Annotated in this window: 13 protein-coding genes; 8 read left to right on the forward strand and 5 right to left on the reverse strand. The window is 37.9% G+C overall.

What is annotated here, in order from left to right; all coding sequences use genetic code 11:
* Positions 1 to 88 precede the first annotated feature (88 nt).
* The 3 genes from HU137_RS07810 to HU137_RS07820 all read right to left on the reverse strand — a co-directional run bounded on the left by HU137_RS07810 (position 89) and on the right by HU137_RS07820 (position 3,648).
* Positions 89 to 1,558: a hypothetical protein gene (locus HU137_RS07810; RefSeq protein WP_182043217.1), complete on the reverse strand. Its 1,470-nt coding sequence runs from the start codon at positions 1,556 to 1,558 to the stop codon at positions 89 to 91.
* Positions 1,559 to 1,692: 134 nt separating this feature from the next.
* Entirely contained in the window at positions 1,693 to 2,322 is a 630-nt protein-coding gene (locus HU137_RS07815; protein WP_182043218.1) for a porin family protein, read from the reverse strand.
* Positions 2,323 to 2,517: 195 nt separating this feature from the next.
* Complete coding sequence (locus HU137_RS07820; protein WP_182043219.1) at positions 2,518 to 3,648, reverse strand: Omp28-related outer membrane protein; 1,131 nt, start codon at positions 3,646 to 3,648, stop codon at positions 2,518 to 2,520.
* A 54-nt stretch (positions 3,649 to 3,702) separates the two neighbouring features.
* Here HU137_RS07820 and HU137_RS07825 point away from each other — a divergent pair, with 54 nt between their 5' ends.
* From HU137_RS07825 to HU137_RS07840, 4 genes are all read left to right on the forward strand, one after another.
* Positions 3,703 to 4,194: a TlpA family protein disulfide reductase gene (locus tag HU137_RS07825; RefSeq protein ID WP_182043220.1), complete on the forward strand. Its 492-nt coding sequence runs from the start codon at positions 3,703 to 3,705 to the stop codon at positions 4,192 to 4,194.
* 59 nt (positions 4,195 to 4,253) lie between these two features.
* Positions 4,254 to 5,924, forward strand: a complete 1,671-nt coding sequence (locus HU137_RS07830; protein WP_220457185.1) for a DUF6029 family protein — start codon at positions 4,254 to 4,256, stop codon at positions 5,922 to 5,924.
* A 163-nt stretch (positions 5,925 to 6,087) separates the two neighbouring features.
* Positions 6,088 to 7,854 (forward strand): T9SS type A sorting domain-containing protein, encoded by a 1,767-nt coding sequence (locus HU137_RS07835; RefSeq protein WP_182043221.1) that lies wholly within the window; start codon positions 6,088 to 6,090, stop codon positions 7,852 to 7,854.
* Positions 7,855 to 7,903: 49 nt separating this feature from the next.
* On the forward strand, positions 7,904 to 8,659 hold the full coding sequence (locus tag HU137_RS07840; RefSeq protein ID WP_182043222.1) for a T9SS type A sorting domain-containing protein: 756 nt from the start codon (positions 7,904 to 7,906) through the stop codon (positions 8,657 to 8,659).
* A 75-nt stretch (positions 8,660 to 8,734) separates the two neighbouring features.
* Here the strand turns inward: HU137_RS07840 and HU137_RS07845 are convergent, their stop codons facing one another.
* Together HU137_RS07845 and HU137_RS07850 are read right to left on the reverse strand one after the other, a co-directional pair.
* Entirely contained in the window at positions 8,735 to 9,499 is a 765-nt protein-coding gene (locus tag HU137_RS07845) for a DUF4197 domain-containing protein (RefSeq protein WP_182043223.1), read from the reverse strand.
* Positions 9,500 to 9,597: 98 nt separating this feature from the next.
* Positions 9,598 to 11,919: an ATP-dependent helicase gene (locus HU137_RS07850; RefSeq protein WP_182043224.1), complete on the reverse strand. Its 2,322-nt coding sequence runs from the start codon at positions 11,917 to 11,919 to the stop codon at positions 9,598 to 9,600.
* 94 nt (positions 11,920 to 12,013) lie between these two features.
* On the opposite strand from HU137_RS07850, the gene HU137_RS07855 reads away from it, so the two are divergent.
* The 4 genes from HU137_RS07855 to HU137_RS07870 all read left to right on the forward strand — a co-directional run bounded on the left by HU137_RS07855 (position 12,014) and on the right by HU137_RS07870 (position 21,111).
* Positions 12,014 to 14,800, forward strand: coding sequence for a helix-turn-helix and ligand-binding sensor domain-containing protein (locus HU137_RS07855; RefSeq protein ID WP_182043225.1), 2,787 nt, complete (start codon positions 12,014 to 12,016; stop codon positions 14,798 to 14,800).
* Between the two features lie 234 nt (positions 14,801 to 15,034).
* Positions 15,035 to 18,082 (forward strand): SusC/RagA family TonB-linked outer membrane protein, encoded by a 3,048-nt coding sequence (locus HU137_RS07860; protein ID WP_182043226.1) that lies wholly within the window; start codon positions 15,035 to 15,037, stop codon positions 18,080 to 18,082.
* A 55-nt stretch (positions 18,083 to 18,137) separates the two neighbouring features.
* Complete coding sequence (locus HU137_RS07865) at positions 18,138 to 19,562, forward strand: RagB/SusD family nutrient uptake outer membrane protein (protein ID WP_246361525.1); 1,425 nt, start codon at positions 18,138 to 18,140, stop codon at positions 19,560 to 19,562.
* Between the two features lie 10 nt (positions 19,563 to 19,572).
* A complete protein-coding gene (locus HU137_RS07870; RefSeq protein ID WP_182043228.1) occupies positions 19,573 to 21,111 on the forward strand; it encodes a carbohydrate binding domain-containing protein in 1,539 nt (512 codons plus the stop codon).
* Position 21,112 lies beyond the last annotated feature (1 nt).

Below are 21,112 nucleotides of genomic sequence, written 5' to 3' on the forward strand. Positions count from 1 at the left end.
AATTGGTAATTAGTAATTAGTAATTAGTGAATAGTAATTAGACAAATTTAGATTTACACAATCCCTCAACCATTCCTCTACTAAAAAATCAGTCGCACCAACATTTTTCACGGCTTCGGCGTTCCATATCCCGATTGCGCATCGGGTAGATTTTAAAACCGATGTAGAAATCCGCGCCTTTTAATTTCCCATGTGGAACGATAAAAGGCAAGGCATTTTCGCTTCCGATGATCAGCGGGCCATAGCGTAAAAATGCGCCAACGCGGAAAATTTCATATTCGTAAGCAGAAAGAGAAGCGCCATAAGAGAATTTATGTTGGCTCATGATATAGGAAGCGGTCACGATGTTACTTCGTTTCAGACTGTTTTCAAAAATGGGAAACCGTTGCATCACATCGAGATTGATATAATTATTTTCGCCCATTCTTTTGCTGGCATTAAAATGCAAGCTGGTGGGAAGTCCGATTTTAAATTCGTTGGAAACTAAGGATTGATTGGGGTTGCCATAAAGTTCGTTGGAAATGATTTGGGCGTATTGTTCAGGTGATTCAAATTCTACATCTTCCAGATTGGGATTGTTCGTATACTGAAAATTCTCACCGATGTAACTATGGACAAATCCGTCAAAATTTACTACACCCACATCTAAAATATTGGCACTGATTTTCAGATCATAACCCGAATCGTGATCACCATAATCTACAAATGCCAAACCTACATCAAAACCGATTCCTTTCCCCATGGATTGGTATTCGTACGCATCATTTTCAAAATTATAGCTGGTGGCATAGCCTACTTCTACATCAAAATCCGAAACAAAAAGATTTTTCTGCGTGGCCAAATCTCCATCTTCCAGTGTGATTTCTTCGTCTTCACGTCTCATGCTTGCCACATCATGGTTTTTGACATAAAAAGCGTCGTTTCCCATTAAATATTTGACATTTAGGCCGGCAATCCACGCATAATAAGAATTGGGAAGAATTTCTGTGGCGATGTTAAGCCCAACTTCCGTCCAATTCATAAAATTGGCATCAAATGGATTTAAAGTATACAAAACGGGTTCTATTATTTCCTGGTTGGTGTATTTCATATAATTATCCACTTCGATGATGGAGCTTTGTGTCCGCAATTTGGAAAATAAACCGACTGAAAATCCTTTTTCGGCTATTTCGAAATTCAAGGAAGCTGATGGCCCCATGATTTCGTTGCTGAAATGATATCCGGTGGTTTCATCGTTGAAATAATCCCAAATTTGTTTGGTGTTTTCTCCGGTGATATTGTTTTCGATGTCCGATTCTTTGATTTCGGCACTGGTCAATCCGATTAAACTCGATTTGGAAATATATCCATATCGGTTTTGAATAAAAGCAGATTCCGAAAAAAGATGAACATCGTAGCGGTTGGAATTGAGATAACTTTGTGTAGGCGAAATCCCAACGGCACTGATTCCGCTAAACGGATCATTGCTAAAGATGTAAGGATCTTGAGCTTTAATATAGATGGAAATAACGGTCATTCCGATCGTCAACCAAAACTTAATGTTGAAGTCTGAAAACAAAAATACCCTTTTCTATTGAACGTAAATTTACATGATTTATTTCATGTTTTATAGGTATTGGAAAGAGGATGAAAAGAAAAATGCCCGGTGATAAGCCGAGCATTTTATTTGGATTGTGTTTTTTTTTTTTTTTGTTAGAAGGTGTAACCGATTCCTAATGAGAATACTGAGTTTTTTCCATCAACGTCCTTAACTACATCAGTTAAACCTAGTCCATAACGGATTCCGAAATTCAATCCCATAGGTAACTCATAGCCAGCTCCGATATTCAAACCGAAATCAACTGTTTCAGCATCTTCAATATCACCATCTTGTTGTTCAGTAATAGAACCTTCACTGGTTGTGATCGTTTGTTCGGTATCATATTTTGCGGCAACATTAAAACCTACCTGAGGTCCAAATTCAAAATTTAGCCCATCATAAGCATACCATTTCATCATCAATGGAATCTGAATGTAACTTAAGTTTACTTTACTGTCATAGTCATAAGTAACTTCTTCTCCTAGAATAGTTTCAGTTTCCGAGCCAGAGTACTTAGTTCCTTGCATTGAATAAAGTAACTCAGGTTGGAAGGCAAAAGCTTCAGAAAAGCGAATGTTTGCATAACCACCAACGTTGAAGCCAAATTTCATTTCTGAATCCTCAAAATCATCACCGACAATGTTAGTCAATTGAGGTCCGGCTTTTACACCAAATTTCACTTGTGCATCAGCACTGTTCATTCCCAAAACCGCTACAGCGGCAATTAAAAACATTTTTTTCATTTTTTTAATTTTAGTTTTAAAAAAGGTCTGATCGAATTTCCTAAATAAATTCTGTTTTAGTTTTTCAAGATCTTTTTTAAGATTTCGAGTGGAGAAATAACAAATTCGATGCCAAAGCACAATTGGCTTCACCCAACAACATGAAAAAAGCCGTCTAACTGACGGCTTTTTAATGGGTTATAAAATTTAATTTTTTTAATCAAAATCTTGATTGGTACCTACTTTTGCACGCTGAACATTTAATGCGGCTCTCGTTTTTACCTCATCTCCGTTTCCTACAACAAAAGCTACAATGTAGAGATTGTTTGTGTTGGTAACATTATTAGGTAAAGTTACATTCAAATCTCTGGTCCAAATATTTCCTTCAGCCACTTCAGATGCAGGAATCGCATCCCCAAAGATGTCGGTATAGGATTTTAACAATACATGTTTTTGAGGGAAGTTCGGTATAGGATTTACGTTATAGGCCCCTTGGTTAAAGATACAATCCGGGATATTGCTTCCGGCATAGGCATTGGCTTGATTGTGAACCAATCCTTCTTCAATTAAATTCACTACCAATTTTGCATTCGTAATGTTTCCGGTATCAAAACCGACTTTGACCTGGATATTCAAACTATTCCCACTCAATGTCGAATTAATTGCCAATCCAAGTGGAGCGGTTTGATTTAAATAGGAATCCAACTGTCCGTTAAATGTATCGGGATTTGTAGGACATGGTTCTCCAAATTGATGCATATCTACTTCATTGATACGGTTGATTTTTCCTCTGGGTTGTGCCGGTGCATTGTAATTGTTGATATTGGTCATGGCTTGCCAGTGTTCATACACCCAAGGATCTTCAATTCCTACACCGTCACAATGGATTGCAATCGGAATGACGCGTTCATTGTATTCGGTAAAGAAATCCAGGATTTGCGCCATCCGTGGACAATAAATACACCAGGTTCCGGTATAGTCCTCGACGAGTACTTTTTGGGTATATTCACCAGGGGCAAGGTCAAATGAAGCGAAATTAGCAACGGCACTGGTCATGTCGTTGTAGGTAGCATAAACTTCATTGGCTTCATTGGCGGTTGAAGGAGTAAATGTGTTTCCTTCGATTTGTTCGCCATTCACAAAAAAAGTAGATTCAGCAGTTAAATCCCCATCAGCTGTTGTTGCAGCTGTAAATGTAACCGCTGTTCCGACTTGAACGTTTGTGGAACTTACAGTTACTGTCAATGCACTTGCGTGCGGTTCTTCTTCTGTTCCACAACTGATGGTCAGTCCAAAACAAAGCATTAAAAAAATAAAGATGTGTGTTAGTTTATTTAATTTTTTCATAACTAGAAAATAATTTTTGCTAATTTAGCCCAAATAACACACAAATAATAAATCATGAAAAAAAAGTTTTTATCTGCTATTTTTATGCTCTGTCTTGGCCTGACTTCATTTGCGCAAGATGCAGCATTTCCTGATATGGCAGTTCCGGATCTGAGAGGAAATAAGGTGGATGTGAAAGCCTTGTCTACAGAAGGTCAACCTGTTGTTTTGGCTTTTTGGGCGACTTGGTGTGGGCCTTGTCTATTGGAATTAAATGCGATCAATGACAAAATTCAGGATTGGTCCATCGAAACCAATTTTAAATTTTACGCCGTTTCAGTAGATGATTCCAAAACCGTAGGTCGAGTTCAACCCAAAGTAAACGGAAGCGGTTGGGAATTCGATATTTTATTGGACACTAACAATGAATTGAAGCGACAATTGAATTTTTCAACACCTCCTTATACTGTAATTGTAAAAGATGGAATGATCGTATACAAACATGTTGGGTATCAGCCGGGAGCGGAAGATGAATTGTTTGAAAAAATCAAAGAATTCTCCAATTGATCCACTACCAAAATCAATTGATTAGAAATTAAAGTAGCAAAAAGATAGAATTAACACAGATGAAAAAAATTTATGGATTATTGATGCTAGGGTTTTTAGCGTCAAATTTTTCTTATGGGCAGATCGATGTGGCCGGAGGTACTTTTTCCGGAGGGATTGAATCCACTTCTCAGTGGTACCAATACGATGAAGATTTAGGGTTTGAACAGCCAGATGATCCTTTCCGGTCAAACAATTACATCCGATTGGATTATAATTATGGGAAATTTACAGCGGGTTTACAGTATGAGGCTTATTTACCATCAGCACTTTTGGGGTATTCAGACCGTTTCAATGACAACAAAATTGCGAACTATTATGTGAATTATAAAGGAGAGCAATTGGACATTACCGCCGGTAATTTTTATGAGCAATTCGGTAGTGGATTGATTTTGCGTAGTTGGGAAGACCGTCAGATCGGGATCAACAACTCCATCCGTGGGGTGAAAGTTGCGTATACACCGAATGATTTCACGACGGTAAAAGGTTTGATCGGTAAAAACCGATTGGGATTTGAAACGACTGCCGGAACAGTGGGCGGGATCGATGTCGAAACCAATTTGGTCAGATTATTTGACAAAGAAAATTATAAAAATTCTGTAACGGCAGGATTCAGTTATGTAGGACAACATGAAGATTATACAGGAGGAGTAGAGGATTTTCCACAAAATGTCAACAATTATTCCATGCGTTTGGGATATTCGGGGAATTTTGGTTTGTATGCAGATGCGGAATATGTGATCAAAGGAGAACAAGCCGCTTTGTTCAGTGGGATGCCAACAGAGAATTACTATGATGGAAATGCTTTTTTACTCAATATGGGTTATTCTACCAAAGGATTTGGTGTAAATGCAACTTTCCGTCGTTTAGAAAATATGGGCATGTATGGTCAGCGTGATTTAAGTGAAGCGGGAGAAAATATTTACAACGAAGGAATCGTAAATTATTTGCCGGCTTTAACGCGTCAGCATGATTATTTGTTGACCAATATTTATGTGTATCAGGCGCAACCTCAATTGAACTTCGAACTGGAAGAAGTAGGAGAAATCGGCGGTCAAGTGGATATTTTCTACAATTTCGCAAAAGGAAGTTTTTTGGGTGGGAAATATGGAACCAAATTGGCAGTCAATGCTTCTTATTGGAACGGATTGAATGCAACTTTTAATGATGACATGACTTATGAAACCAATTTCTTTGATTTTGGTCGTAAGTTTTTCCATGATGTGAATTTTGAGATCAATAAGAAATGGACCGATAAATTTTCATCCATCATCACCTATATGCACCAATATTATGACCGAGGCGTCATGGAAGGAGTGACCTATAGTCCGCTTGTGGCAAATGTTGTGGTAGGAGATTTCTTGTACAAATTCAATTCGAAGAATTCAGTTCGATTCGAATTACAACATCTTCAAACCAAACGCGATCGTAAGAATTGGGCAGCAGCATTGGTGGAGTATAATTTGAACCAAAGATGGAACTTTTATATAGGCGACAATTATAATTATGGAAATGATGATGAAGACAGAAGGTTCCATTATTATATGGTCGGTGGAAGTTACGCCAAAGAATCTACACGTATTGCAGTAAACTACGGAAGACAAAGAGGAGGTTTGATTTGTGTAGGAGGAGTTTGTCGTTTTGTGCCTGAAAACACAGGATTTACACTATCCTTAGTAAAAACCTTTTAATCGATTTTAAAAGATATTAATTTTAAAAAAGCAGTCAAGAAAGTTGGGCTGCTTTTTTATTAAATTTTCTTTAAGTAATTTATAAACAATTATTAATTAGATAAATAAAAACAATATATTTGTTAATAGTTAAGAAAATATTTACTAACACACAATTAATTTTATGAGACAATTTTTTACTTTAATCGCAGTCTGCGCATTGAGTACTTTAAATGCACAGGTCTTTTCAGAAGATTTTAACGACGGGGTTCCCGGTGATTTGATTGAAGATACCGTAAATGGTAATTTGAGTTGGACAGATTGTGGCGGTGACACAGGTGGGATAGCTTGTGATGGAGCTGCTACTTTTTACCATGGTAGCCAATCCGCTTATAACACAGCTTTGGATACGCCAGTTTTAGATTTATCAACAGGTTATTATAAAGCGAGTTTTACACTTGCTAAAAGAGAAAAAGACAGCAAAGTCAATTGGTTTTTTATTGAGATTTCCAATGATGGAGGAGTAACTTGGACAGTAGTAGATGAGTTGTTAGATGAAATCATTAATCCAACTACATATACCTATGTTTTAACGCCTTATAACTTAACGGCTCAAACAGTAGTCCGTTTCAGAGGAACCAATAAAGGTGGTTATGCATTGTATTTGGATAATGTTTCTGTAGAAGAAGTAACAGGAGATGATGCATCTATTCAGAATTTAGACGTTCCAAGCATCATCGTTGCAGGTGATGTAGAAGTAAAAGGGACTCTTTCCAATTTAGGAATCAACCCAATTACTTCTTTTGACCTAAACTGGCAAGTAGACGGAGGTGCTACCAATACCCAGACTTACTCAGGACAGAACATAACATCAGGTCAGTCTTTTAACTTTACTCATGAAGATATTTGGAGTGCAACTGGAGGAAACCATAATCTAAACGTTTGGGTTTCTAACTTAAATATAACGGATGTTGATCCTGATAATAATGCATTTTCAAAAGATATCATGGTGGCATCAGATGTAGCCATCAAAATTCCTTTGATGGAAAAATTCTCCAGTTCAACTTGTTATCCGTGTTTTTTATTCAATAGTCAAAATTTCAACCCATTTTTTAATGATTATGGACATGAGAACGGAACTTTTATCAGTTACCAAGTAAATTGGCCTGGAAATGGAGATCCTTATTATACGACAGAAGTAGGAGCAAGAAGAAGCTATTATGGCGTAACAGCTGCGCCAACTTTATATTTTGATGCAGTGGATGTTGGGACTCCTTCTTCCGCTCAGTTGAGAATTCTATTAGAAGAACTAAGGTATGGAAATGATAATATTTCTTTCTTTGATATTCAAGCAGATCATACGATCAACGGAAACACCATCGATGTAAATGTAGATATCCATCCCTATATTTCAGCTAACTACACGGTTCGTGTAATGGTATTTGAGAAAGAAACAACTCAAAATACCGGAGGAAATGGAGAAACTAAATTCCACCATGTATTCATGAAAGCACTTCCTAATCCAGCCGGAACTACCATTGAATTTACACAAGATGAAGTAGAAACTTTATCTTTCTCTCATGACATGAGCAGTACATTTGTAGAAGAAATAGAGGATTTGGCCGTTCTTGTATTCATTCAAGATGATACAACCAAAGCCATCATCGATTCTCGTTATACAGATGCTTCTAACATCGTTTTGGGTACAAATGATTTGACAGCAGCTCAAGTTACTTTGGTACCAAATCCAACTTCAGGAATCGTTAAAATCATGACCGACAGAGCGATGGACGTTCAAGTGTTTGATTTGACCGGTAAAAAAGTATTCAACCAATCAGAAGTTGCAGACAATTCTTCCCTAAACTTGACTCATTTAGCAAAAGGTGTTTATGTAGTCGTAATGACGGACGATAAAGGAGCAGAAACTGTTAAAAAATTAGTAATTAAATAATCATAAAATTCAGGTTGGGCCTTATGCCCAACCTTTTAAAACATACAAAATGAAAAAATTTATTTTATCAGCAGTAGTGGGATTATCCGTAATGGGATTTTCAAATGCGCAGAATCAGGATTTTAGGCTGATGGATATGCATCATACAAACGAATATGATGATGATACAGAAATCAATGAGGGAGATGTTGTGATTTTCAATACTTCTGTTTATGAAGAAGCGAAATTGCAATTTTTGACTTATAATGATGGAACAGAAACCATCGGTATTCAAGTAGAATGTACAGGTTTGACCAATACAGACGGAGATTCCATGGAATTATGTTATGGTGAATGTTATTATGGAATCGATACTTTTATTCCTTATCCGACTTTAGGTCCGGTACCGGTTCAACCAGGACAACATCAACCGATCATGGCGGATTATTTTTCCAATACCGACGGAAACAGTGATTTGGTAGAATACCAATTCCGTTTCTTCCAATTGGACAGCGAAGGATTTGAAATTCCAGATACTTCATTGAATTTCACCTACCGTTATGACGGAACGATGGCTACTTCTGACGTAAATTCGATCGCAATCGCCGAGGTTTATCCAACAGTTGCAAAAGGTTTTACAAACGTTGATTTGAAAGAAAACGCAAAAGTTCAAATCGTGAATTTACAAGGAAAAGTAGTAAAGTCTTTGGAATTGAATGCAGGTCAGTCTACACTGGATTTATCAGGTTTTGCTGCAGGCGTTTACATCATCCAGTTCAAAGGAACTTCAGGATTGACAACGATGAAAAAAGTTGTGGTGAAATAAATTTGATTTCATTTAAAATACAAAATCCGTCTCGGCTTAGCCGAGACGGATTTTTTTTTGGTCTAATTTTATTCTTTAATCCAGCGCTCCAAACACATCTTGTAAAACAGACGTCGTTCTGAAAACTGCATTGTTTCTGATTCCGGATTCTTTATCGGCCACCATTTTAAACACGCCATCAAGCGCTTCTTCCGTTACATATTGGTTCAAATCAGTGGTGACAGTTTGTCCGGTAAACATATTGTAATTGGTGATCAATTTGTTCCAAACCTTATCAGCGCCAACTTTCCCAAGCGAAGCCTGAACTTTTGGTTCAAATGCATTGAACAATTGAACGGAAGTTTTATCTTCCAAATAAGCTGTAGCCGCATTTTCGCCACTGAGCAAAATAGACTTGGCATCATCAAATGTCATGGAAGTTATCGCATCTGCAAAAATCGGCGCTGCTTCTGTAACGGCATCTTCCGCTGCACGGTTGAACAATTTCACACCTTCATCTGCCAATTTACTGAGTCCGAAACTGCGCAATACATTCTCCACTTTTCTCAATTCTTCCGGCATCAAGATTTTCACCATTTCATTTTTAAAATAGCCATCTTCTGCAGACAATTGATCGATTCCTTCTTCTACACCTATGTTCAGCGCTTGTTTCAGTGCAGTCGAAATTTCTCCAGAACTTAAACCGGACAAATCCACATTGGAATTCGAAGAACTTGAATTGGATCCGCTCGTTTTGATTCCGGTTGCTTTTTCTACTTCACCTAGGATGTCACTTAATTTTTGTGCATTGGCATTCAAGGTCAGAAGCAAGATTCCTGCAGACAATATTATTTTTTTCATTTTTTTTAATTCTTTTTGTAATACTAGATTAATTTCTTGGTCCAATCAAAATGAATCGACCAACTTCATTTTTTCATCTATCAACCAACTCATTTTTATTAGGAAATGACTTTCAGTTTCGCGAAATTCAATAATAATTTCTTTTCTCCTGCATTGTCAAACAAGACTGTTGCTTTCACATTGTCCATTTCACCTTCCAGCGAAATCACTTTCCCTTTCCCAAACCTGTCATGCATCACGATTTTTCCGGCACTCAATTCCACTGACTCACCATTCATTTGGTTGATGATATTGGCTTGTGCAACAGGTTTAAATCCTGCTTTCGGTTTTAGTGGGGTTGCCGGCTTTTTTTCTTCCGGTTTTTTGCGTTCGAATTTTGGAACTTGCGAATAATCATCTTCAAACAAATTGGCATTTAGTCCACTTTTATTGATCGGAAGTCCGGCATTTAGGTTTTTCCATTCCAAATATTTATCATCAATTTCTTCTAGAAATCGACTCGGTTCACTGTCCACGATTTTTCCCCAACGAAACCTCGAGACGGAATACGTCATCTGTGCAAATTTCTCCGCTCTGGTCAGCGCGACGTAAAATAACCTTCGCTCTTCTTCCAATTCCTGGCGTGTATTCAAATTCATCATCGATGGAAATAAATTCTCTTCCAATCCTACGATAAAAACCGCCGGAAATTCCAGTCCTTTGGCCAAATGCACCGTCATCAAAGAAACTTTGTTTTCATCATCATCCGAATTGTCGGCATCCGTTGCCAAAGCCACATTTTCCAAAAATCCGCTCAAAGAAGGATCGCCTTCATCCAATTGCTTTTGTTCTTCCACATAACCCTGTATACTGTTCAATATTTCCTGTAAGTTTTCCAAACGGGAAATTCCCTCTGGCGTATCGTCTTCTTTCAACGTTTTGATCAAACCTGTAGTTTTAGCGACATGCGTAGCGACTTCATACACATCATGATTTTGGAGCATCACTTTAAAACTTTTGATCATGGTGATGAAATCATTTAATTTTTGCGAAGTCGGTTTATTCAGCCCAATTTTTGAATTGTATTGACCTATGTTTTCCAGAATTTCATAAATACTTTTGTCCAATTCTCCAGAAGCGACGGTCAATTTATTCAAAGTCGTTTGACCAATTCCTCTCGCTGGATAATTGATAATTCTTAAAAGTGCTTCTTCATCATTTTGGTTGATCAAAAGCCTTAAATACGCCACCAAATCCTTGATTTCTTTTCGTTGAAAGAAAGAAGTTCCACCAAATACCCGATAAGGAAGATTTCGCTTGCGAAGTGCCTCTTCAATCGCTCTGGATTGCGCATTGGTTCTATAAAGAATCGCAATATCTTGGTGTTTCAGATGTTCATTGATTTCCAATTCCCAGATTTGCGAAGCCACATATCTTGCTTCATCGGCATCTGTCAACGCACGATAAATCGGAATGGTTTGACCTTGATCATTGGCAGTCCAAACATTTTTTTCCAATTGGTCTTTGTTCTGCGCAATGATTTGATTGGCTGCGCCAACGATGGTTTTTGTCGACCGATAATTCTGTTCCAAAGCAATCACTTTTGCGTCCGGATAATCTTGTTGGAACGATAAAATATTTCGGATGTTTGCGCCACGAAATGCATAAATACTCTGCGCATCATCACCCACGACGCAAAGATTCTCATATCGGGACGCTAATGCTTTGACAATTAAATATTGGGAATGGTTGGTATCTTGGTACTCATCGACCAGGATGTATTTGAATCTTTCTTGGTATTTCGCCAAAACTTCCGGAAAACGCGTGAGGACTTCATTGGTTCTTAACAACAAATCATCAAAATCCATCGCACCAGATTTGAAACAACGATCGACATAAGCGCGGTAAACATCGCCCATTTTTGGACGCATGGCTGCAGCATCAGCTTCGATCAATTCCGGATTATTATGATAAGCTCGAACGGTAATCAGGTTATTTTTCAGTTGGGAAATCCGATGAAGCACTTGTTTGGGTTTGTAGATGTCTTTATCCAATTGTAATTCTTCCAACACTTTTTTCATCACACTTTGGGTATCTTGTGTATCATAAATCGTGAAATCAGAAGGATAACCAAGTCGCGTTGCTTCAACTCTCAGGATTCTCGCAAAAACAGAGTGAAAAGTACCCATCCATAGATTTTTGGCTTCGTTTGCACCCACTACTTTTGAAATACGATCTTTCATTTCCCGAGCGGCTTTGTTGGTAAAAGTCAAAGAAAGGATGTTAAATGGATCTACTCCTTTTTCGATCAAATGTGCAATTCGGAAGGTTAAAACCCTAGTTTTTCCAGAACCTGCACCTGCGATGACCATCAGTGGGCCTTCTGTGGCTTCAACTGCTTCACGTTGTGGTTCGTTCAGTTCGTCTAAATAATTTTTCATGCGCTACAAATTTAAAAATTAGATAGGAGATTGCTGGTCAGAATGAATTGATTTCTTTATTAAATCGTAAAATATTGTTTTACATTTGGTTTTTATGAATTATCGGATCATATCATTTGCCTTTTTTTGGATTGCAATTGGGCTTTGGGCGCAAGAGTTTCCACCGATTATCAATTTTTCAAAAGAAATTTACCAAGGAGGAAATCAAAACTGGATGATTTCCAGTGCAGAATCTGACTTCATTTATGTAGCCAACAATAAAGGTTTACTAGAGTTTGACGGCTCAAAATGGCGGAATTATCCTGCCCCAAATCAAAGCATCATCCGATCTGTTCAAGTGATCAAAAATAGAATTTATGTGGGATGTTACCGGGAATTTGGGTTTTGGGAAGCAAATAAATATGGAAAGTTAAATTACCATTCTTTAAGTGCTAAGGTGCAAAGCCAAATCAAATCGGATGAACAGTTTTGGAACATCATCGAAAATGGAGAATGGGTTTTGTTCCAATCCTTGAATCAACTTTTTTTGTACCATACTCAAACTGGACAAATCGAAAGAATTCTGACAGATGAAACCATCTCAAAAGTCTACAAAGTCGGAAATCGGATTTTTTATCAGGTATTTGGGAAGGGATTATTTGAAATTTTAAAAGGTAAATCTTTGCTGGTCAGTGAAGAAAATTTGTTCAAAGAAAGCAAAGTCGTTGGGATATTTGAGGGAGCGAATGGTTTTCAAATTCATTTTCAATATGAAGGATTTTATGAATTGAAAAATGGACGTTTAACGCCAAAACCTACTTCACTTCCTGCGCTGAATTTGTATACGAGTTTGCGACTGTCCAATGGGAATTATGCGCTCGGAACGGTTTCAAACGGTTTGTACATCACAGATCATCAGTACCAAACCCTTTACCACATTCAGCAATCTGAAGGTTTGTCAAACAATACGATTCTTTCCCTTTTTGAGGATGAAAATCATAATTTATGGTTAGGATTGGATAATGGTGTGGACTGTATCAACCTGGACGCTACCATACTTTCTTATGATGATAATAATGGAATTCTGGGAACGGTTTATGCCTCGATTTTATTTGAAAATAAATTGTATGTCGGGACCAATCAAGGATTATTTGTGAAAGCTTATGGAAAACCTGATGATTTTCAATTGGTAGAAAATACAAAAGGTCAGGTTTGGTCATTGTTTGCTTTTGATGGGACTTTATTTTGTGGGCATGATTTGGGTGCTTTTACAGTTAAAAACAGTACGGCTCAACCCATTTTCAAGGGGAACGGAACTTGGAAATTTGTGGAAACAGAAAAGGAAAATTTATTGTTGACCGGAAATTATGAAGGATTATCGGTTCTAGAATTAAAAAATGGAAATTGGGCGTTCAGGAATCGGGTGGAAGGATTTGATATTTCGAGTCGCTTTTTTGAATTAATCGGTCAATATGTTTATGTCAACCACGAGTACAAAGGAATCATGCGATTTAAACTGGATGATGATTTAAAAAAGGCATCGGCATTGAAAATCTATAATTATCCAAAAAAAGGCAACAATTCCAGCATCGCAAAATTTAATCAAACCATTTTTTATGGTTCGGAAGAAGGAATATTTCAATTGGATCTCAATTCTCAAAAATTTATCAGAAACAAAAGTTTATCGGAAATCTACCAAAATGGAAATTTTGTTTCCGGAAAATTGGTGGCAGAAGATGAGAATATGCTGTGGGTTTTTGGGAAGGAAAACATCAATCGGATTGAAAGTTTGGCGCTAGGTAAGGAGTTTAAAATCAATTCTATACCGATTGATTATGTTTATTCGGGTGCACTTTCCAGCTTTGAAAACATTTCCAAATTAGAAAAGGATCGGTATTTCATTGGGAACTCAAACGGCTATGTCATATTAAATTCAAATAAAATTGAAAAATCGGACAATCATCTGTACATCAGGGAAATAGTTAGTGCTTCTGAAGGCCAAAAGAGTAGGGATTTAAAATTGACGGGCGAAGAAATTCTAGAGAATCAAGAGAAAAATTTGATCATTTATTTTACGGTACCACAATTCAACAAAATGAATAAAGTCGAATACAGCTATTTGCTCAGCGATGGGAATTCGAAGGATTGGTCGAAATGGAATATCCAGGCTTTTGCGGAATTTAACAATTTGAGTTGGGGTGAATATGTTTTTCAAGTCAAAGCAAGAGTCGGTGATGTAGAACTGGATGAAATCAAAGAATTTCGTTTTTTGATCAAAAAACCTTGGTACATTTCAAACCTTGCGCTATTGGTTTATTTGATCATTTTTGTTTTGCTGGGTTGGTTGATCAACAGGATTTATCAAAAATATTATGAGAAGCAAAATCAAAAACTCATCAAAGAGAACCAAAGGAAATTAGAGATAAATGATTTGGAAAGCCAAAAGGAAATCATGAAACTCAAAAATGAGCAATTGGTTTCAGATGTGGAGAATAAAAACAAGGAATTGGCTTCATCTACGATGAACATTATCAATAAAAATGAAATCCTGACCAACATCAAAAAACATTTGGAAAATATTCAAACCGATAGCAAAGAATTGAAAAAAGTAATCAAACTGATTGATGAAAACATCAACGAAGAGGACAATTGGAATATGTTTGTCGAAACTTTTAACAATGCCGATAAGGATTTCTTGAAAAAGATAAAGGAACTTCATCCTTCTTTGACACCAAATGACTTGAAATTATGCGCTTATCTGCGTTTGAATTTGTCCTCAAAAGAAGTGGCTTCTTTGCTCAATATTTCCACGAGAAGTGTCGAAGTGAAAAGGTATAGACTTCGGAAAAAAATGAATTTGGAACATGAAGCAGGTTTGGTCGAATATATTTTACAAATTTAGACTACAACAAAGCTAAATTTTACCACAACATTACCACAACATTTGTTCATTTCAAACGGTTTCGTAAATTTAAATTAAGATTCAATTAACATACGAAATCCTTTATTTAATAAGTCTTTAACGGTTTTTGAAGTTGAGCTATTGCGCTTTTTTTAATTGTATATTTTTTATAGCAGATAAAAATTATGGATTCAGAAATTCATTTGCTTATTTAGTGTACATAAAACACTACATATGAAGTACAAAATTTTACTATTGCTGAGTATGATGATTTCTGCGATTTCCTTTGCACAGGTCGTCAACTTAAGTGGAACTGTAAAAGATGAGGCTACCGGATTTCCTATAATGGATGTATCTGTTACAACAACAGATTCCGGTCAAGAAGTCTTTACAGATGAGGAAGGAAACTTTTATTTGGAAAACCTGTCGCCAGAAGATCGTATTTTGATCTCGGGGCTGGGTTATGAAGTTTTGGAATATCAGATAGGTGAGGAATCTGATGTTCAAATCAATTTAAAACAAGAAGGCGTTACTACATTAAATGATGTAGTGGTGATAGGTTATGGCGCTCAGGTGAAAAAGGAAATCACCGGAGCAGTTGGTGTGGTGGACAATTCCACCATCGAAACCCTAAAACCTGTCAAAGTCGAACAAGCGCTACAAGGAACGGTTTCCGGTGTAAATGTAACCGGTCAATCCGGTGCGCCCGGTTCTGGGTTTAACATCAACATCCGTGGGATTGCGACCAACGGCGTTACAGCGCCTACGGTTATCATCGATGGATTTATCGGTGATATGAGCACCTTAAATCCAAGCGATATCGAGAACATTACGGTTCTAAAAGACGCTCAGGCAGCCATTTATGGAACCATCGGAGCTAATGGTGTGATTTTGGTGACGACAAAAAAGGGTCGGAAAAACAAATCCACTTCTTTTGAGTACAATGCTTATTATGGTGTTCAAGAGACTTCCAGAAAATTGCCACTTTTAAATGCAACCGAATATGCTTTAATGCTCAACGAATCTTATGCAAACGGTGGTCAGGACATTCCTTTTCCTGAAATCGGAAATACATTGGGTGCAGGGACAGATTGGCAAGATGAAGTTTTCTCATTGGCGCCGATCATGAGCCATGATTTGAATATTTCAGGTGGAGGCGAGAAAATTGCTTATGTTTTAAGCGGTTCCAATTTGGAACAAGAAGGAATCGTCGGTGAGGACAAATCCGGATTTAATAGAAATACGGCCAGAATTGCTTTGAATGTTGATTTGACGGAGAGATTGACTTTCAGTACAAATATTAATTATGTGAATTTTAACCGTAGAACTTTAAATGAAAATGGACTTGGTTCTGTGTTGTTCAACGCTTTGAACGCTCCACCAACTGTTCCGGTTTACAATGATGATGGAACCTTCTTTTTGATGCCCAATACGACAGGAATCGGAAATGAGGTCATCAATCCTTTGGCGCAAATTGCCAATACCTATAACCAATATACTTACCGAAAATTCAGTGGGAATTTGGAATTGAATTATGATTTGTTTACGGGATTTGATGTGACGGGTAGAGTTGGGTTTAATTCTGCTAACGATGACTCTAGAAGTTTTAGTCCAATTGTGGATTATGGTGGAACCAAAGTGTTTAACAATCCAAGAAGCAGCGTCACCCAATTCAAATCGAATTTCTATGACTATACATTTGATTTATTTGCCAATTATAATAAATCTTTTGGAAATCATGACATTACAGTAACGGCTGGAACGACCTTTTTTAGAACTTGGGGAGACCAACTTTCCGCAACAGGATTTGATGTGCCTAATAATTCTTGGGATTTTGCGGACATCAGTTTGACCACAGGAGTAGTCGACAACATCCCAAATGGTGCTTATAATTATGACAACAGAAGACTTTCTTATTTCGGGAGATTACAATATGATTTCATGGGGAAATATTTGTTGTCCGCTATGATCCGTCGTGATGAGTCTACGCTTTTTGCTGAAGGAAATCGAGTAGAATGGTTTCCATCTTTAACTGCTGGATGGATCGTTTCTGATGAAGGATTCTTTGGAGATGATGGTTTTGTGAATTTCTTAAAATTACGAGGTAGTTGGGGGCAATTGGGGAATGACCAAGTGACCGGAACTTTTCGTTCTTTGTTGAATGGAGAAGGAGTTTACGTAATCGATGGAGCCATCACAACTGGAACCGCCATTGGTGCTATTGCAAATGAAAACATGAAATGGGAAACCGCTGAGAAATTGGATTTCGGATTGGACATGAATTTCTTCAATAACCGATTGAGTTTGGTGGCAGATTATTTCATTGACATCCGTAAAGATTTGTTGATCAACAATATTCCGATTTCAGGCATCATCGGCATCGGTGCTCCCGGAAGTGGCGCTCCGACTTTAAATGCCGGAACGGTTGAAAATAGAGGATTTGAATTCGCCTTAAATTACAAACAAAATTTTGCAGATGACTGGTCGATTTCAGTTGGCTACAATGCAACTTTTATTGAAAACGAGGTAACCGAAGTCAACAACAGTACAGGATTTATGGAAGGCGGTGCTTTTGGAGTTGGTCAACCTGCCCCATCTCGTATGGAAGTAGGTCAACCGATGGGTTATTTCTACGGATACCAAACCGATGGAATCTTCCAGAATCAATCAGAAGTGGACAACCACGCCGACCAAACCGGACTAGGTTCTGTAAATGTTCAACCGGGAGATTTGCGTTATGTAGACCAAAATGGTGATGGTGTGATCAATATCGATGACCGAGTGTACATCGGTGATCCGATTCCGGATGCTACCATGGGATTCAATTTACAATTGAACTATAAAGGAATAGATTTCTCTTCGTTTGTGTTTGCTTCGATCGGAAATGATATGGTCAGAAATTATGAAAGAGCTTTGAGCGATATCAACCGTTTGGATTATGTCTTGGATAGATGGCATGGCGCCGGAACGAGCAATGAAGTGCCGAGAGTCACGACAGGCGCTACCAATAATTATATTTTTTCTGATTATTATGTAGAAGATGCGTCTTATGCCCGAATTCAAAATGTACAATTGGGATATTCTTTCAGTGAAAGACTCTTGAGAAACAGTTTCGTTCAGAAATTGAGGATTTATGCTGCGGTCAACAACCTCTACACCTTTACCAAATACAAAGGATATGACCCTGGAGCTTCTGCTTCATCACCAATTGGTGCAGGGATCGACTATGGATTCTATCCTATTCCGAGAACATATATGATGGGAATTAATGTTAAATTCTAAAAAGATGAAAATGAGATTCAAAAAAATTATACAAATAGCATTGGCGGGATTTTTCATGCTTTCCGCTTACAATTGCGAGATGGATCAAGAACCGGAATATGTTATCGATGCAGATAATTATTTCAATTCTGAAGACGATTATTACAAAGCACTTGTCGGTGCATACGATCTTTTACAATCGACTTACCAAAATGTTTTGATGGGCGAAATTGCCTCTGATAACACCTTGAGCGGTGGTGAAAGTGCAAACGACGTAGTTGGATTTCAACAAGTAGATGAAATGACACATGGTCCTGTAAATGACCAAATTAAAAAAGTTTGGGACTGGATGTTTGCTGGAGTTCAACGATGTAATTTCATCATGGAAAACAAAGACAAAACAGAATTTGAAGGCAAAAACCAAATCATTGCCGAAACCCGATTTTTACGGGCATATTATCACTTCGAATTGGTCAAATGGTTTGGTGGAATTCCATTAAAAGGTGATGAAATGTTCGTTATAGGTGATGAGAAAACCATTCCTCGTTCTTCTGTGGAAGAAGTTTATGCTTCGATCGAAGCCGATTTGATCTATGCTTCAGAAAACCTAGCTCCGGTTGCTCCTCAGTTGGGAAGAGTGACGCAAGGCGCTGCATATGCACTTCTTGGTAAAGTTTATTTGTTTCAGGAGAAATACCAACAAGCCGCATCTGCACTCGATCAAGTCATCGGTTCCGGTCAATATTCATTGGTCCAAGATTATGCAACTTTATTTGAATTCGAACAAGAAAACGGTCCAGAATCCATTTTTGAAGTACAATATGTCGACAATGAAGGCGCCGGATTTGAATGTTTGCAGTGTAGCGAAGGAAATGTGGCAGTTGGATTCAATGGCATTAGAAATTATAGTGGAGATCTTTTTACTTCAGGCTATAGTTTTAACGTTCCGACAGAAGCTGTTTACAATGCTTTTGATGAAGAGGATTTGAGAAGAGATATCGCCATTTTAAACATAGAAGCTTGGGCAAATGAAACCGGCGCAACATATGGAATCGGCTACAAACATACGGGCTATTTCAACAGAAAGTATTTGCCAAGAGTGAGAAGTGATCAATCTGCCGGTGATATGAATTTGACCAATCCAAATAATTACAGAGCCATTCGTTATGCAGATGTTTTGTTGATGGCAGCCGAAGCTTATAACCGAGGAGGACTGAGCGATGCAACGGCCAGGAATTATTTGAACCAAGTGCGTGAAAGAGCATTTGGAAATACCAATCATAATGTAACGACTTCAGGTTCTGCTTTGACAGAAGCGATTTGGAGAGAAAGAAGGTTGGAATTGGTAGGAGAAGCACATCGGTTTTTTGACTTGGTCAGAACGGGACAAGCTGCCGCAAATATCGACGGATTTGTAGCAGGAAAACATGAATTATTCCCAATTCCTTTTGAAGAAATCCAATATTCAAACGGAAACTGGCAACAAAATCCAAACTATTAAAAATTAGACTATGAAAAATATTTTTAAAATACTAAGCATCTTCATCATCCCATTACTTTTTGGATGTTCAGATGATGATGGATTGACTGATGTTGATAATGGTGCTCCTGTCAATTTGGCGATGGATTTTACCATTACACAGGACAATTCAGGACTGGTGACTATCCTGCCAACTGGCGAGAATGCCAATGCTTTCCAGGTCGACTTTGGGGATGGGTCTGAACTTTCTGAGAAATTTGCACCAGGTGGAAGTTTGGAACATATATATCCTGAAGGAAGTTATGAAGTGAAATTGATCGCTACCAATTTATCAGGCGATCAAACCGAATACGTTCAAACGCTAGACGTTTCATTTGCGGCACCTGAAAATTTGGTCGTTACCATTACCAGAGATTCTGTCAACCCATTTATCGTTCAGGTTCAAGCTGAAGCCGATTTTGAAACCAATTTTTTAGTGTATTTCGGAGAAACAACACCTGAAGATCCTATTTCAATTCTAGAAGGTGAAACGGCTACGCACGAATACCAAAACATCGGAACTTATACGATTACCGTAATCGCTCAAAGTGGTGGAACACAGACCACGACTTATACTGAAGAAATTCAGATATTCCATCCGATGGGATTGCCGGTAACATTTGAAAATCCGGATTTGAATTATTTGTTCTATACTTTTGGAGGAGGAGAACCGGTTTTGCCAATTATTGATAATCCAGCACCAAATGGCGTAAACAACTCTGCAAAAGTGGCAGAATATACCAAACCAGCAGGTTCTGAAACTTGGGCAGGAACCGTTTTAACGCTCAATGAAAGCATAGATTTCTCCACTTCAAATAAATTGTCTGTTGATGTTTATTCGCCAGCAGCCGGAACACCTGTATTGTTGAAACTGGAAGACCATACCAATCCTGATATTTTTGTAGAAACCATCGTCAATACAACGACTTCTGGGCAATGGGAGAGATTGGTTTTTGAGATGGCAATTGATCCGACTCAAAGTTATACCAACGTGGTTTTGTTCTTTAATTTTAATGTTTCCGGAGCAGGAGAAACCTATTATTTTGACAACATTCAAAAAGTGCCAATGGCTTTACCGCTCGATTTCGAAGTTTTTGCACCAGAAGATTATGTATTTACCGGATTTGGTGGAGCGGGATCTGCAGTAGAATTGAATCCATTTGTAGATGGGACCAATCCAAGTGAGCATGTCGTGAAAGGAAATAAAGGGATGAATGCCGAAACTTGGGCTGGAACCTTTATCAATTTGGATCAAGCAGTTGATTTCTCACAAGGAAGTAAAATCAGTATGAAATTCAGATCACCGCAAGCAGGCGTTACGGTTTTGGTAAAATTTGAAAATCCGGATGATGCTACTTTATTTGTAGAAGCTCCAGCTGTTACCACAGTTGCTGACGGATGGGAAACCATAGAAGCAGATTTTACGGGAATGCCGCTTGGGAATTGGAAACGTTTGGTAGTTTTCTATGATTTTGGAAATCCGGGAACGGGAACGGATTATTATTTTGATGACGTAGAACAAGTAAATTAAT

This window comes from Moheibacter lacus (assembly GCF_014042165.1).
GTDB classification, from domain to species: domain Bacteria; phylum Bacteroidota; class Bacteroidia; order Flavobacteriales; family Weeksellaceae; genus Moheibacter; species Moheibacter lacus.

Bases quoted from the DNA above. Each gene is read 5' to 3' on its own strand.
- HU137_RS07815 (WP_182043218.1), bottom strand. From the start codon at position 2,322: ATGAAAAAAATGTTTTTAATTGCCGCTGTAGCGGTTTTGGGAATGAAC.
- HU137_RS07820 (WP_182043219.1), bottom strand. From the start codon at position 3,648: ATGAAAAAATTAAATAAACTAACACACATCTTTATTTTTTTAATGCTT.
- HU137_RS07825 (WP_182043220.1), top strand. From the start codon at position 3,703: ATGAAAAAAAAGTTTTTATCTGCTATTTTTATGCTCTGTCTTGGCCTG.
- HU137_RS07830 (WP_220457185.1), top strand. From the start codon at position 4,254: ATGAAAAAAATTTATGGATTATTGATGCTAGGGTTTTTAGCGTCAAAT.
- HU137_RS07835 (WP_182043221.1), top strand. From the start codon at position 6,088: ATGAGACAATTTTTTACTTTAATCGCAGTCTGCGCATTGAGTACTTTA.
- HU137_RS07840 (WP_182043222.1), top strand. From the start codon at position 7,904: ATGAAAAAATTTATTTTATCAGCAGTAGTGGGATTATCCGTAATGGGA.
- HU137_RS07845 (WP_182043223.1), bottom strand. From the start codon at position 9,499: ATGAAAAAAATAATATTGTCTGCAGGAATCTTGCTTCTGACCTTGAAT.
- HU137_RS07850 (WP_182043224.1), bottom strand. From the start codon at position 11,919: ATGAAAAATTATTTAGACGAACTGAACGAACCACAACGTGAAGCAGTT.
- HU137_RS07855 (WP_182043225.1), top strand. From the start codon at position 12,014: ATGAATTATCGGATCATATCATTTGCCTTTTTTTGGATTGCAATTGGG.
- HU137_RS07860 (WP_182043226.1), top strand. From the start codon at position 15,035: ATGAAGTACAAAATTTTACTATTGCTGAGTATGATGATTTCTGCGATT.
- HU137_RS07865 (WP_246361525.1), top strand. From the start codon at position 18,138: ATGCTTTCCGCTTACAATTGCGAGATGGATCAAGAACCGGAATATGTT.
- HU137_RS07870 (WP_182043228.1), top strand. From the start codon at position 19,573: ATGAAAAATATTTTTAAAATACTAAGCATCTTCATCATCCCATTACTT.